Here is a 15,809-nt window from a genome sequence, read left to right as displayed (position 1 = left end):
CTTTCCGCAAAATGAGCGTATTAATTGCGGAAATAATGTCTGCATTCCGACAATCAGGCTTCTTCTTTTCTCATGGAGTTCACTGCTGCGATTACTGCAACTACCACAATCCCAATAATAACTGCAATTTTTCCATTTGCTGTAGGACCTTCACCGGAAGATGCCAGTCCGAAGTTATGGGCAAAAGCAGCACCTGCCATCAGACCGAGAACAGTCACAGCAGAGTCTGTATTTCCCTCGCCTGCAAGGATCAGCTGACGAAGCGGGCATCCACCGAGGAGAATACATCCAAAGCCTGCCAGATACATGCCAAGTGCGTTCCACAGTCCATCTGTGTGTGCAATCGGCTGTCCCGCAAATCCCGGATTGAAATAGGATGTTCCTGTAACTGCACCGAGGATCAGATTCATTACCAATGCTGTCACAAGAATTGCAACAAAGCCGAACAGTAATTTGTATTCTTTGAAAAGTACCGCATCACGGATACCGCCGACCATACACAGACGTGTTCTCTGAGCCAGGATACCAACAATGATTCCTGCTGCCAGTGCGATAATGATTGCAGCATGTTTTGCTCCAGGTCCGCCTTCCGGCTCTGTGAAATGGATAAATGCAGGTGCAGCTGTCAGTAACAGAAGCATCACGATCTGGAATGCAGGATAAATACCACCTTCCAGCTTCGGCATCTTATAAGAACGTTTCAGTGTGTAACCTTTCTTCAGGAAAACAGTTCCTGTAAGAATACCGGCTACAAATCCAACAAGTCCAAACAGAGCATTTCCGTCTCCGCCTGCCAGACGCAGAATCATACGGAAAGGACATCCAAGAAACATCAGACATCCGATCATAACAAATGCGCCAAGTGTAAATCTGGTCACAGGTGCAGAGCCGCCTCTTGGACGAAATTCTTTCTTAGCAAGTGAAATGATACATGCTCCAAGTACCAGACCAATAATCTCCGGGCGGATATACTGAACTGCTGCCGCTGAATGAAGTCCCAGCGCACCTGTGGTATCTCTCAGGAAACAGGCAATACAGAAGCCCATATTTGCCGGATTTCCAAAAAACACCAGAATTGCAGCGATCAGACCGATCACGCCTCCTGCCAGAACTATGGTTCCCTTTTCGTTTTTCATTTATTTCTTTCCTCCTTTTGCATTATGTACTCTCAGCGTCTTTATTGCACTTGCTTTTGTGAGAGTACATCACTGACTTTTTTTATTGTCAGCACAATTTCTTTGTATCTATTTTATCATTTTTATGCTGAAATCACTAATTCATTATAGCCGTATTTTATAGTTATTTATAGAAATCATTTATAAGTTGTGCTATACTATAATGATGTTAGGGACAAAAGATATTTTGCCCCTAACCTGATATCTACGAATTGCTCCGCTGCAAAGCAGCTCCTGCAATTCTCATATAATCTTTAATTATATAAAAATCGGGGGATTTGTTACTATGAATAAAATATATCTGGATCAGGCAAGTACGTCTTTTCCCAAGGCGCCATCTGTAGCACAGACAGTTTATGATTATCTGTCAGGCTCTGCTGTGAATGTTAACCGGGGAGGATACCGGGCAGCTTATTCTGTGGAGGAGCAGATTTTTGAGACAAGAGAACAGCTTCTGAAGCTCTTTCACTTTACTTCCGGAAAGGGTAAGAATGTTATTTTTACAGAAAATATCACTGCCAGTCTGAATGTTCTTCTGAAAGGACTTCTGAAACCCGGCGATCATGTACTTGTAACTGCTATGGAGCATAATGCAGTGATGCGTCCTCTTGTACAGCTGGAGAAACATGGAATTTCTTTTGACAGGATCCCATGCGCTTCTGACGGCAGTCTTCTGCTTGATAAAGCGGCTGCACTCCTTCGTCCTGAGACTAAGCTTGTGGTCTGTCTTCATGCTTCCAATGTATGCGGAACTGTCATGCCTGCACAAGAAATCGGAAATTTCTGCAGGGAACATGGGCTTCTTTTTATTCTGGACACTGCACAGACAGCAGGAACCATTGATATTGATATGGAGAAATATCACATAGACGCACTGGCATTTACAGGTCACAAGGGACTCAGAGGGCCACAGGGAACAGGTGGCTTTCTGATCCGCAATAAACTGGCAGCGCAGATCGAGCCTCTTATCAGCGGCGGAACAGGAAGCGCCTCTCATTCTGAGGAAGTACCGGCATTTCTTCCGGATCGTTTCGAACCCGGAACTCCCAATATCCCGGGGATTCTGGGACTTCATGCCGCACTCTGTGATCTGGAGAAACAGTCCATGGAAGAAATCCGCCAACATGAATTAATGCTGACACAATACTTTATAGATGGTATCCTGAATTTGGATCCTGAAGAAAAATTCCTGCGTATTATCGGTAAAAAAAATATTGAAAACCGTTGTGCAGTTGTATCCGTCCAGACCTTACATATGGACATGGCTCAGGCCGCCTTTGAACTGGACAGTACTTATGGAATTATGACAAGAGTCGGCCTTCACTGTGCACCAAACGCACATAAAACTCTTGGAACATACCCGGAGGGTACTCTCCGTTTTTCTTTCGGACCTGAGAATACAAAGCAGGAACTGGATATTGCTTTAGATGCATTATCCGCATTACTATAGCAATCCTCGTACATCGTTTTCGTACATAAAAGGAGATTTTCACAATGGAATTTAAACAGTTAGAAGCATTCGTCGCTGTCGTGGATTACGGCAGCTTCTCAGAGGCGGCCCGCCGCCTCTATCTGACTCAGCCTACGATCAGTGCTCATATACGTTCTCTGGAAGATGAACTGCATATGAAACTGATCATCCGCACTACAAAGAAAACAACGATTACAGCCAAAGGCTACCAGCTTTATGACAGTGCAGTCCGTATGCTGGAGATCAGAAATAATCTGCTTGAGAATTTTACAGGTGCCCACAAACATATGATAGATCTGGCTGCATCTACCATTCCTTCTTCTTATCTTTTGCCGGAATTGCTTGCTGCTTTCGGAAAAACGCATCCTGATGTTTATTTTCACTCCATACAGTCAGACAGTTCAGAATCCATCAGCCGGGTACTGGACGGAACTGTAGATCTGGCTCTGGTAGGCCAGAATACACGTGATGAGAGCTGCGTGTTTATTCCTTTCTGCCATGATGAGCTGGTCATTGCAACTCCTGTAACAGATCACTATCTTGCACTCAAGGACAGGGAAACACCCGCTATTTTTCATGATTTCCTGAAAGATTCTATTATTCTCAGGGAAAAAGGCTCCGGCACAAAAAAAGAAATGGACCTTTTTCTGGATCGCGCAGGCATCACAACAGGCAATCTGAACGTGATCGCCCGCATGAATGACCTGGAAAGCATCAAAAAGTCCATTGTTAATGGTCTGGGAATCTCTATTCTTTCATCACGCTCTGTCACTGACCTGCAGAGGACAAAGCAGATTCTTGTCTTTCCGCTGGAGGAATCTGCTCATAAACGCAGTTTCTATATTGTCTATAGCAAAAACAGGATTCTGAAACCCCATGTAAAGCAATTTGTGCAGTTTGCGCGAGACTATTATATGTAACTGTTATCTGCCGGCATCCAACAGTTTCACAAACTCTTTCTCCGGCATCGGTTTGTAAAAATAATACCCCTGGATATAATCACAACCGTTATCTCTTAAGAACTCGACCTGCTCTTTAGTTTCAGCACCTTCCGCTATAATCTTTATATCCATAGTATGTGCCATTTCAATGATGAAGCGGATAATACTGCGTGTTTTGGTATTGGTTTCTATCTGCCGCACAAAACTCATATCAATTTTCATAATATCAAAGTTGTAATTCTGGAGCATTCCAAAGGAAGAATATCCGCTTCCAAAATCATCCAGAAGCAGCAGAATCCCTGCTTCTCTTAATGCCTCCAGAGTTGCACTTCTGTCTGCTTCAATGGCAGCATAGGAAGTTTCTGTAATCTCCATTCTGCTCAGACCGGACGGTATGGAAGTATCCGCACATTTTCTCTCCAGCCAGTTCATGATCTTCTCATCATAGAAATCCATCCATGACAGATTAGTTGATACCGGAACTGTAATCTTATCGGACTGATAACGTTTCTTCTGAAATTCATTAACCGAATCCAGCACATACAGATCCAATTCGGAAATATGTCCGCTATCCTCCAGCGCAGGAATGAATACACCCGGTGAAATAAATCCCTTTTGCGGATGGAACCATCGGATCAGAGATTCTGCTGATGCAATCTTTCCAGTCTTTACATCCACAACAGGCTGAAAATATACTTTGAACTGTCCCTTCGCAATCCCTTCCTCCAGTTCACCTGCCAATGTCGCTTTATCTATATATGTATTCTTCATGGAAGAATCATAAATCTTATATGACTGGACAAACTCATCGGTAATATATCTCTGAGCAATCTTTGCCCTGTCGATCATTCCATTTACAGACATTTTTTTCTTTTCAAGCATAAAAATTCCACATTTGACAGACAAATGAAGTGTTTTTCCTCCCCGGGTAAGTTTCTTCTGACACATTCCGGTAAGCATATCCAGATTGAGATTCTTACGTTCTACCAGACAGATAAAATGATCCGCGTCTTCACGTGCCGACACCAGAGGCTTCAGTTCAGATTTTCGGACATCTTCGTACACTTTGCGCAGCATCATATCTCCGATTTCTGTTCCAAAAAGCTCATTGACTGCCTTGAAATTCTTAATGTCGAAAAATACAACCGCATATCCGGTTCTGTCTTCACTTTCTTTCAGGATCCGTTCCACATGACGGATAAAGCCCTGTCTGTTATATCCGCCCGTCAGAATATCCTGTTCAAATTTCTCCGTAATATCCTCAACTGTAGATACAATAATGTCAAAAAATTTATTGAGGTAAAAAAATGTATAGTTCTTTAAACATTTCTCCCCTTCCTTATTAAACTGATGAACAGAGAAAGAATATCTCTCTTTCTCCTGCAGTTCTTTCCGAATGGTATCAAGACGCACACATTTGTCATATACGGATTTCTCATCATCCGGAACAAATCTCTTCATAACTTCAGTAACATAACCGGAATAACTGATTTCTTCTGCCAGAACCATCTCCATGGCACAGATACCCGGATGATCCAGTCTCACACAGTCTCTCTGCCCATCAATAATCTCTATTCTGTCAAAATTCTTTCTGTACAGCATATGCGGAATCTGCTCTGAAAAATAGTTCTCTGTAATATCAAAAAAATAGATCAGTGCTTCCAGCCTGTCATAAGAAACGTTCCGGACCATCTCAACTGTGGTTCTGATCATCCTCAGGCTGATCCCTTTTGCGGCATACACAGGACATTCCCATTGGATCATATCTTTTCCCTGTGCCAGACATTCCCTCAGATTATCTACACAAAACACCTTTCTGTACTGAGTTCTCACTTCTCTCTGCGGAATAGACTGACTGATCCGCTCAATATAAGAATCCAGTGGTTCATTTACATCTTTCAGCTCCAGTGAAGCAATCCTGCTGTTTGCCATAATACAGCTTCCATCCGAAATATTTACTGTAACTGAGGCAAACGCATCTTTTGCATGGCGTATGATCTTATCCAGCTGTTTCAGATATTCATCATTGATATCCCGGATATACATCATGGCAATCTGGTCATCCGGTTTATATTCTGCACTTCTGATGACTTCCATACATACCCAGCGGTACTCCTGTTTTATCAGAGTTCTGTAGTTCAGGGAAATGCGTTCTCTGCCTTTTGCAAGTTCTTTTCTCAGATTATCCATACTGCAGAATTTCAGATATTCTTCCTGATCCTCTTCATAAATATATTTAAGATCTGCCATCATTTTAAGACTTTCAGAGAGACTTGATGGCATGGAAACAATACTGTCTTTTCCTCTGATAACTGTATAAGTATCTGTCGAGAGATTAATCTTGAGTATCCTGTGAAAAATAGATGATAGCATTTTCATCGCATCCTGCAGATCTCCCGTCATCTTGTCATGCAGCGCAATCGTACTCTCAACGCGATGAAAAACTGTCATTGCATCAAAGGGACGCGAGAAGTAATCACTTGCTCCCAGCCTGTAAACCCGACGGATGCTATCTCCGGAAGTCTCTGATGAAATACAGATAACCGGCAACATATCCAGCCATTGCTTTGCCTTCATAACAGCAAGTACCTGATAACCGTCCATCACCGGCATGATCAGGTCAAGGAGCACCAGCTTGAAATCCTTATGGCATCTTTCAAGGATTTCAACTGCCTGCTCTCCATTTTCAGCTTCACAGATATCATAGTTATCTTCCAGCATACAGGCAAGGAGCTCTCTGTTTAATTGTGAATCATCAACGATTAATATCTTTGGCTTACTCATATAATGTATGCCCTTTCTTCTGTTATTATGGCTGTGTGAAAATTTAACCGGACAGATGCCAAAAACAGCTGCTCGGTTATGCATAATTTAAGTATATCATTCAAAGAATAAAAGTCAATAATTGGAATATACCATTTCATTGCTATTCACCGGTAAAAGGATTACTGAGAACAGAGTGAACAGCAACGTTTTCGTACATTGCCAGTATATGATTCCCTTTTTTCTCTTTACAAAGATTCACATTGATATATAATGCATAACCAGATCAAGGAGGAGCACAGGCTCCTCCTTGTCAGTCAGTTACAGATTTTTTTCTTCTTATTACAGGTTTTTCTTCTTATAAATAAACCATGATGCTGCTACAGTAAACACCAGCAGATAAAGAAGCAGAATCCCAATACCGGTGTAATTCACCGCCTCACCTGATGAAATACTTCTCATCAGATGACTGGTCTGGGATAACGGCAGAGCTGCTACAAACTTGCCTACAAATCCCGGAAGTTTCTCTGTTGAGAAAAAGGTGTTACATAAATATGCCATAGGCATGATAATGTAGTTGGAAAATCTCGGCACGTCTGCATGATTTTTTGCAAGAAATGATACTACCACTCCGATAGCAGAAAATACCGCTCCATTGAGGAACATCACAAGAAATGACCAGCCGTTGAAGATCAGGCCTGTCTCGATTGGTGCTGTGAGGAGCAGGATAATTCCTCCTGCATACAGTCCACGCAGACTTCCTCCGATAATCTGGCCTGCGATAAACTGCCACAGTGGAGTCGGTGAGATCATAACCTGGTCAAAGGCTTTCTCATAAAGTCTCTGGACATTCAGGTTCTGCGCGATGGCGTTGAAGCTTCCATTCATAGTTGTAAGTGATACCACACCCGGAATCAAAAAGTTCAGGTATGGCTGTCCATGAGAAGTTGTCTGGATTCCCATTCCGAATACGACCAGATACATCAGAGGCGCGATCATGGCTGCCAGTGTGATCTTGTAAAAATCTCTGCGGAATTCTACCCACTTCTCCCATAATATTGTTATAATTCCCATTACTCTTTTCTCCAAGTTCATTTATATTCTCATTTATTCGTAACTGTTCACTCTGTGCCCGGTAACACGCTATGCGATGCAGAAAATATGAATCTCCTTGAGTAAAGCCCAAGGAGTATCCGGTGTAAAACCACGCAGCAAAAGTAGCGAACAACCGCCTGTTACTTGGAAATCAGGTGTTTTCCGGCTCTTTCTACGAAAACATCCTCCAGTGTGGTCTCGCGAAGTGAAGCCTGCCCTGTAAGATTTTCCAGATACCGGATTGCATCCTGACGTGTATGGAAATAGTGATTCTTTGTTCCATCTGCTGTCATCTCATCTACCGCATAGGCTCCAAGACTCTCGATCAGTGCTGACGGAGTACTTACCTCCTCCAGCTTACCATGATCCATCAGTGCCACACGATTGCAGAGACTCTGTGCTTCTTCCATGTAATGCGTGGTCAGCAGAATGGTCAGATTTTTCTCATTCAGTTTTCGCAGAAGATTCCACATCTGTCTTCTGGAAAGAGCATCCATTCCGGCTGTCGGTTCATCCAGAAGCAGGATTTCCGGTTCTGTCAGAAGTGCGCGACAGACCATCAGCTTACGCTTCATTCCACCGGAGAGCTTACGAACTGTACGCTTGCGGAATTTGATAAGATCGCAGAATTCCAGAAGTTCCTCTGTTCTTGCCTTGATTTCTTTTCGCGGCATGAAATAAAGACGCCCCTGGTATTCCATGATCTCATCCATATTCATATCCTGGCGCATGGAATACTCCTGAGTGATCACACTGATTTTTCTTTTCAGGTCCGGGCGCTTTCTCGTAAGCTGCTGACTATCTATGAGGATTTCTCCCTTTGTCGGAAGAAGAAGGGTTGAGAGCAGACTGATGGTCGTTGTCTTGCCTGCTCCGTTTGGTCCGAGAAGACCAAAAAACTCACCTTTTTCAATTTTCAGGTTCAGGGAATCCACTGCTGTAAAATTGTCAAAAGTTTTCGTCAGATTTTTTGTCTCTATCATTTCTCTTCGGCTTTCTCTTTGGCAATGATAAGGGAATAGTATCCGGCGTCATCCGGGATTTCTTCCACACTGTTGTAAATATGCTCATCCGGCATACCACAGTTCTCAACCATGCGGACTTCGCGTTCACTTCTTGCAAGAATCTCTTTTACCTGATTCATCTTCTTGCCAGATTTCATAAGTACATAGGTTCCAGGCTGATCCAGTTCACTGTCAAGGCGGTGTACGGCCGGCTGTACGTGAAGCGGCTGGTTCCACTCTGTCAGCGGGATATTTAAGCGTGCTGCTGTTGCGCAGAAGGAAGTGATACCGCTTACCAGTTTTGTCTGATAGCCGTCTGCTTCTACTCTCTTCTGTACATATGTAAATGTAGAATAGATTGTCGGATCTCCCAGAGTAAGGAATACAACATTCTTGCCTGTATCCAGAGCTGCTTCAAGGGCTTTGGCTCCTTTTTCGTGATTAAGTTCCAGTTCTGCCTTGTCATGTGTCATAGGCATATAGATTGGAAGAAGTTCTTTGTCAGCCAGTTCCGGAACTGCCTGTACTGCGATCTTGTATGCAACAGTCTCGCGGACATCCGCTCCAGGGACTGCAATAATGTCATTTTCCTTAATCAGACGTACTGCCTTTAACGTCATAAGCTCCGGATCTCCAGGGCCTACTCCTACTCCGTATAAAATTCCACTCATTCTTATATCCTCCTGTATAATGGTTTCTTTTTTAATTTCCTTCTTATTGTCTCAAAGGCCTTACACATCAGCCTCTGTTTGAATGTTTCTATCAGAAATATTCCTTTTTATTGTCTTCTATTTAACTTACAGACAATATCCCTATTATACTAAAGCCCAACCACTTTTTCAACGAAGTATTGACAATTAATTTCAATTGTGGGATGATGAAAATTACTGAAATTTAAGTGAGGAAAAAAAAATGAAAAAGATTTTTGCATTTCTGGCAACATTGATCTGTTGTCTGTCGATGTGGAGTTTTGTGCCTGCTGCGCAGTCTCTGACTCTTGATAAAGAAGATGGAGAATATTCTATCCAGGTGGACTTAGAGGGAGGAAGCGGAAAGGCAAGTGTTACTACTCCGACTCTTATCACTGTAAAAGATGGCAGTGTGACCGCCAGAATTCAGTGGAGCAGTTCCAACTATGATTATATGATCGTGGACGGGGAAAAGTATCTTCCACTCAATGAAGAGGGAGCAAATTCAGAATTTGAAATTCCTGTCACTGCGCTGGATGAAGGCATGCCTGTGATTGCAGATACCACTGCAATGGGCGCACCTCATGAGATTAATTATACGCTTACATTCTACTCAGAATCCATTGGCTCCAAAAGCCAGATGCCACAGGAAGCCGCTAAGAGAGTTGTTGCGGTTGCTCTTGTAATTATTGTGGGCGGCGGGATTTTGAACTACTTTGTTAATAAGAGAAACCGCTGTTAGAATTTAAGGTATCTGTTTTTTACCCCCAAAAACGAGTTACTATATTCCAGAAACAAAGAATATAGCAACTCGTTTTTATATTGTCTGCAAATTATTCCTATTGATACAAAAGGCTTGTCAATCGGATATTCGCAACCTCCGCAGGGGACTTACTTGATTCGGTTAAACTTTTAAGCAAGATAATAGCAAATATAAATTTTTTTAGGGCTTATCACCTGTTTTTATTCTGCCATCTCCACTTCCAGCACATAGTCTACAGGATCCGGCAGTACAGGATCCGGACCAAGGTCAACAAATGCGATATCCGGATAATCGCTGTGCACCCATAAAGTAGAAATCGGCACTTCATGTCCGTCATCCAGGGCACGTACTTTCACAATCTTATTCTTGTCAAAGCCAATCAGCGGCAGTGGTCCTAATGTATTCTCATAAATATGGACATAATACTTGTTTCCATTTCTGGTGATACGTCCGTAATCCGGTTTCGGGATATCTGTTGCCGGAGCGCATCCATAGATACTGTCATGGTTCTTATCCATCCAGCGTCCAATTTCCGCCAGAATCGCAGAGGACTCTTTCGGGAATTTACCTTTCGCATCAGGTCCTACATTCAGAATCATATTTCCACCTTTGGAAACGCACTCTACCAGCTTCTTGATCAGCATAGAAGCAGGTTTGTAATAGTGGTCATTTGCGCAGTAGCCCCAGTTATTGTTCATGGTGAAGCATGCTTCCCATACCATCGGATTCCCTTCTTTGTCGCAGATTCCTTCCGGCGGGATGATCTGTTCCGGGCTTACGAAATCGCCATGATATGGTGTCGGATTGCAGTCATACAGAGAACCTCTTCCCTCACCGCTGACTTCCAGACGGTTATCAATGATGATTCCCGGCTGTAATCTGCGGACCATATCTATCAGTCTTGTTGCTCCCCATTTCTCGCCCCGCATATCATCATATGAAAAGTCAAACCACATAATATCGATTTTTCCATAATTTGTGCAGACCTCTTCCACCTGATTATACATATACTCTATATAACGAGAAAAATCTCTGTTTTCATTACTGCATTCCGGATGGTTTCTCATAGGATGGATGCGGTCTCCGTAATGAGGATAGTCCGGATGATGCCAGTCAAGTAAGGTGAAATACAGACCGACTTTCAGACCTTCTTCGCGAAGGGCTTCCACATATTCTTTGATCAGGTCTCTTCCTGCAGGTGTATTGGTAACTTTATAATCTGTATATTTACTGTCAAATAAACAGAAACCATCATGGTGTTTCGCAGTCAGAACTACATATTTCATACCTGCTGCCTTTGCCTCTTTTGCCCACTGTTTCGGGTTATAGTCTCTGGCATCAAATTCTTTCATAAACGGAAGGTATTCTTCCTCAGGCATCTCCTCTGTACTGCGTACCCATTCTCCTCTTGCAGGAATAGAATATAATCCCCAGTGGATAAACATTCCGAAACGCGCATCCTGGTACCACTTCATACGTTCTTCGTATTCTTTTCTGTTAAACTGATACATAATTTTTTCTCCTACAATTCTTCATTACATTAATCTCAACAACATATCCCCTGTTCCTACATTGTAGCCGCTGGTCGCATAAATTCCGTTCAGGCTTCCATTTGTCACAATGATCAGCGGAAGTTTATCCGGGTCTACGTACATACGTCTTCCCAGAGTATTGATAATCTCTGAGAAATCATCATAATAAATCTGAATATTTTTTAACTTTGCAAGTGCTTTGGACAGTGTCGGTGTCTCCAGTGCTTCTTTACTTCTCACTACAAAAATAATCTGCTCTGCATATCCTGCAAAAGCTTCTTCCTGCTCCATCATTTCATTTAAGATATGTTCAGTAGGCTCTTTTTCTTCTTCCAGAAACATCAGGATATGTTTTCCGTCTGCTGTAAGGTCAGATGCTTTCAACTCTGTACCATCCTCAGTTTTCAGCATAAAATCCGGCATGGAAATATTCTCCAGCATATCCTCCAGATCTGCTTCCCTGAGTACCAGCTCAATCTCCTTTGTCTCTCCGGGCTGAATTTCAAAATGATATTCATTTGCAAACATATTTCCATTTGGAAGTCTATTTGAAGTAAGAATCCTGTAGTTTCCGGATTCCAACGGCAGATTCAGGATCTGATCTTCGAAATTCTCTGCTCCCAGTTTCAGTGATGTATATCTTCCATTCTCCAGTTTTGCAATACTCCAGTTCTGGAAATATTTCCACTTTACAGTCTCTCCTGCTTTCAGGATCAGAGTACAGTTCTTCTCTGTTCTTGCAAGCACAGGAACGAATCTTCCGTTTTCCATATATTCCATAGAACGATCATGTGGATTCAGTCTTGCCGCTACTCCAAAGGTTCTCGCTATTGCAACAAACAGGATTTTCTTTGACAGGAAGCTTCCTGTACAGGTCCTTATACATCCTGCCGGTGTTGTGATCACACTGGAACGCTCTTTCTCCGGTCTGGAAACAATTGCCTTCTCGATCAGATTCCAGATTCTGGAAGGGTCATCTCTCAGCTCCTGTTTCTCAGTTCTGGAAAAATGCTTCTTAATCTCTCTTCTGTATTTCTGAAGAACTTCATCATCTACTCTTGGATTTAACACATAAGATACAAAGGTATCCTTTTTCATCATACCATGATATGGAATTGCCAGCTCCAGGTGTTCCTCCAGAACGTCACTGATACAGTCAGTTCTGTCTTTCTCTGTGAGAACCCTCAGGAGATCCTCTCTGTATGAGGCAGCAATGGCTTCTTCTATCCTGTTTACCTTTTTTTCCAGAAAACGTTCACATTCCGGATTTGACCAGTTTCTTACTTTCTGCTCTCTGTGTGCATTGGCTGCTGCCAGACGCTTATTTCCCTTCGCCTTCTGTTCTAAAGTCGGCATGTCTGTGTTTACAGGTGCGTCATGAGGAGCAAATATATCTGCTGCTGTCCACTTTTCTGATTCGCCGTCATTTCTTTTATCCTGCGGTACCAGACAAAGTTCACAGTTATCTTCTTTCTCAGTGTTCATAACTGTTTCCGCATAGAACCACTCGCCGTCAGAACACATTCTTGCGGAAATATGCAGACTCCCAAGTCCTGTTGTCAGTCTGGCGGTTCCCTTACTGTCTGTTTTCTTCTCTGCGATCGGTGCATATTCAGAGTAATTCAGTACTTCAAAAGAAACCTCTGCGCCCTCAGCCGGAGCTCCCTGTTCATCCTTTACGGATACTGTAATCTCCTTTGTAACAGCATATCTCTTCAATTCATTCAGCATAGTAACCATGCCGTCTTTGCCGATCACTTCTCCGTTCGGAATTTTTGTGTCAAATACACGGGAGTGAATCATCATCGCTCTGGAAGAAGCATTCGTAAACCATCCTTTATTCAGGATTTCTTCCGGCTCACATGCTCCAAGGAAATACCATTCACCGTCACACCAGATTTCTACCCATGCATGATTGTCATCACAATGAGACCATTTCGGCGCATACACCTGGCGCGCCGGAACGCCCACACTTCGCAGGGCATTCACTGTAAATACAGACTCCTCACCACATCTTCCATTACCTCTTCGATATACGGAAACCGCAGATAAAGTACGGTCATCTGTACAGTGATAGGTTGCTTCTTCGGCGCACCAGTAGTTCACTTCCAGGGCTGCCTCTTTAAAATTCATTCCCTGCGTTCTGGTTCCAATCTCTGTGCGGAAGAAAGTTCTGCAAGGAGCAATTTCTTCTTCATTTACTCTGTGGAACAGCACATAATTCAGGAAAATCTCTTCCGGGAGAGCCGCCACCTGCGGATTCTCTTTCCAAAGCTGCACACCGTTTTCAGCATAATCCAGGAATACTTCAAATGGATAATTTCCTATATCGCTGTATGGCATAAATGCGTATAAATATTTACATGCAAGCGCCACTTCCTCTGTACATTCCTGCATTTTTTCATCTATAGCCGCAAAAACCCGGGGCAGGCTCTTCGCCTGCTCCAGGTAGCTCTTTTCAATTCGATCCCTGTTCTCTTTCAAAAAAATCTTCGGTTCTGCCATTATAATTCCTCCAGAACTTTCTTTGCAGCGCGGATATTATCTGCATCCGTACGCCATATCTCATATTCACTAAGCATAGGGAGTCCCATATTCACTCCGTCTTTTCTGAACTGCATCTCACTGTCGATTACTCTCTTACCAGTCATGTGATATGCTTTTATTCCTGTCAGAGGATAAAGCTGTCGGATCACCGATGCGCCGACACCACTTCCTGCCTGGATTGTGATACGTCCACGACTCTTTTCCTCAAGTTCCCGCAAAAGATCTGCCCCCTGCAGACATACATTGCGCTGGCCTGAAGTAAGGATCGTATTGATTCCCAGTGAGATTGCCTGTTCCATTGTTTCTATTGGATCCACGCATACATCAAAAGCTCTGTGAAGGGTCACCGACATATCCCCTGCCGCCTCCATCAGTTCTTTCATCTGTTCCATGTTTAATGTGCCATCCGGTTTCAGCACCCCAAATACAACACCTTCAGCACCCATTTTCCTGAAATCTTCTACTGCATGCTTTATCATGGAAAATTCTGCATCTGTATAGCAGAAATCTCCAAAACGCGGACGGATCAGGGCATGGATCCTGATATCCGAACGCTTTCTTATCTCATCAAAAAGCCACGGTCCCGGAGTGGTTCCGCCGATGATCAGGTTGCCGCAGAGTTCCAGCCTGTCTGCGCCTCCCTCAACCGCTGCCATAGCAGATTCTACAGAATCTACACAGGCTTCCAAAATATATTCTTTCACGTACTTGCCGTTACTGAAAACTTATAAAAAGTTATAAACTTCTATGTTCCATTCCTACTTCAACGAGTATGCTTTTGATGATATAAATATCAATCTACTCACAAGTTCCTGTACTCTCCATAGGCGTAAATTCCGAACTAACGTATCCGTACATATTTGCATTAACATTTCAGTGTCAGCTTGCAAATTTTTCTCCATAAGTCTTGAGATTTATAGATGCCTGGAAATCTCTGTCAATCATATTCCCACACGCACATCTATAAACTCTGTCAGATAACTTCAGATCTTTTTTGATGTTTCCACAACAGCTGCAAAGCTTTGAGGATGGATAAAACCGATCAGCCACAATAAGCTGGATCCCTTTATCGCTGCACCTATATTCAAGCTGTTTTCTAAACCAGAAAAATCCCTGTGCCTGAACTGCTTTGGATAAATGTCTGTTTTTCATCATTCCGCTGACATTCAGATCTTCAATACATATAAATCTTGGTTTTCGATTTACGATCTCCGATATGGTCTGATTTAAATAATTTTTACGGATGTTTGTTAATCTGTGATTTCGTTTTAATAAAAGTTTTTCCTTTTTGATTACATTATTTGTTTTACAGTAACTTTCCCCTTTCTTATTTTTCTCGTAAGAACGAGAGATACTACGCTGTAATCTGCGTTTTTGTTTTTCTGATTTCTTTACTTTCTGACTCTTATTGATGTTCTTATACTTAGTCCCATCAGAGCAGACAGCCAGATCTTTGATTCCCAGGTCTATGCCGACTCCGTCATCATTAAGTGTTTCCCTGCAGTCAGGAAATTCTACACATACGCTGATCCACCAGTTCAATCCGTCAAAAGATATTCTCGGGTTCATGTATTTAGCATTTGTCGGAATACGTCCATGTTCTGCAAGTCTTACCCAATTCATTTTTTGTTTATTTGCTTTCCTGCTGGAAGAAAAGCCTTCAAATTTTACGTGTGTATTACTGAAGCGTATCTTAACGTTGTCCTGATAGAACTTCGGCATTGATCTCTTTTTTGACTTGAATCTTGGGAATTTCTGCAAACCTTTGAAAAAGTTCTTATAAGCAGTACAGGCATCTTTAATTGCCTGTTTGGTTACATTATTTGAGA

The 15,809-nt window shown here is 42.6% G+C and carries 12 protein-coding genes; 3 read left to right on the top strand and 9 right to left on the bottom strand.

Annotated elements, in window-relative coordinates:
- Window positions 1-53 precede the first annotated feature (53 nt).
- Complete coding sequence (gene yedE / locus AC058W_RS16545) at window positions 54-1,136, bottom strand: YedE family putative selenium transporter (protein ID WP_117674274.1); 1,083 nt, start codon at window positions 1,134-1,136, stop codon at window positions 54-56.
- Window positions 1,137-1,461: 325 nt separating this feature from the next.
- Here yedE and AC058W_RS16540 point away from each other — a divergent pair, with 325 nt between their 5' ends.
- Window positions 1,462-2,625 carry an aminotransferase class V-fold PLP-dependent enzyme gene (locus AC058W_RS16540; RefSeq protein ID WP_479390351.1) on the top strand — a complete coding sequence of 388 codons (1,164 nt, stop codon included), beginning with the start codon at window positions 1,462-1,464 and terminating at the stop codon, window positions 2,623-2,625.
- 44 nt (window positions 2,626-2,669) lie between these two features.
- Entirely contained in the window at window positions 2,670-3,566 is an 897-nt protein-coding gene (locus AC058W_RS16535) for a selenium metabolism-associated LysR family transcriptional regulator (RefSeq protein ID WP_117674272.1), read from the top strand.
- A gap of 3 nt (window positions 3,567-3,569) precedes the next feature.
- Here the strand turns inward: AC058W_RS16535 and AC058W_RS16530 are convergent, their stop codons facing one another.
- The 4 genes from AC058W_RS16530 to cobI form a co-directional block, all read right to left on the bottom strand.
- The gene (locus tag AC058W_RS16530) at window positions 3,570-6,371 is read right to left on the bottom strand and encodes a two-component system response regulator (RefSeq protein WP_479390350.1); all 2,802 of its coding nucleotides are present in this window, start codon (window positions 6,369-6,371) and stop codon (window positions 3,570-3,572) included.
- Window positions 6,372-6,692: 321 nt separating this feature from the next.
- Complete coding sequence (locus AC058W_RS16525) at window positions 6,693-7,424, bottom strand: ABC transporter permease (RefSeq protein WP_479390349.1); 732 nt, start codon at window positions 7,422-7,424, stop codon at window positions 6,693-6,695.
- Between the two features lie 161 nt (window positions 7,425-7,585).
- The gene (locus tag AC058W_RS16520; protein WP_479390348.1) at window positions 7,586-8,428 is read right to left on the bottom strand and encodes an ABC transporter ATP-binding protein; all 843 of its coding nucleotides are present in this window, start codon (window positions 8,426-8,428) and stop codon (window positions 7,586-7,588) included.
- Window positions 8,425-9,120, bottom strand: coding sequence for a precorrin-2 C(20)-methyltransferase (gene cobI / locus AC058W_RS16515; RefSeq protein ID WP_479390347.1), 696 nt, complete (start codon window positions 9,118-9,120; stop codon window positions 8,425-8,427). Before cobI ends, AC058W_RS16520 begins: the two co-directional genes overlap by 4 nt.
- Before the next feature lie 241 nt (window positions 9,121-9,361).
- On the opposite strand from cobI, the gene AC058W_RS16510 reads away from it, so the two are divergent.
- A complete protein-coding gene (locus AC058W_RS16510) occupies window positions 9,362-9,880 on the top strand; it encodes a hypothetical protein (protein WP_479390346.1) in 519 nt (172 codons plus the stop codon).
- 221 nt (window positions 9,881-10,101) lie between these two features.
- Here AC058W_RS16510 and AC058W_RS16505 read toward each other — a convergent pair whose 3' ends face one another.
- The 4 genes from AC058W_RS16505 to AC058W_RS16490 form a co-directional block, all read right to left on the bottom strand.
- Window positions 10,102-11,412, bottom strand: a complete 1,311-nt coding sequence (locus AC058W_RS16505) for an alpha-L-fucosidase (protein WP_118572066.1) — start codon at window positions 11,410-11,412, stop codon at window positions 10,102-10,104.
- Window positions 11,413-11,436: 24 nt separating this feature from the next.
- Window positions 11,437-13,938 (bottom strand): transglutaminase domain-containing protein, encoded by a 2,502-nt coding sequence (locus AC058W_RS16500; RefSeq protein ID WP_479390345.1) that lies wholly within the window; start codon window positions 13,936-13,938, stop codon window positions 11,437-11,439.
- Window positions 13,938-14,684 (bottom strand): copper homeostasis protein CutC, encoded by a 747-nt coding sequence (locus AC058W_RS16495; protein WP_118610087.1) that lies wholly within the window; start codon window positions 14,682-14,684, stop codon window positions 13,938-13,940. Before AC058W_RS16495 ends, AC058W_RS16500 begins: the two co-directional genes overlap by 1 nt.
- Window positions 14,685-14,859: 175 nt before the next feature.
- Window positions 14,860-15,809: RNA-guided endonuclease InsQ/TnpB family protein (locus AC058W_RS16490; protein ID WP_479390344.1), on the bottom strand; the 950-nt coding region annotated here is incomplete at its 5' end.

The organism is Blautia sp. CGZ-1-C1 (genome assembly GCF_056504575.1).
Note: the sequence above shows the minus strand (reverse complement) of the source record. Positions and strands in the feature narration are given on the sequence as shown.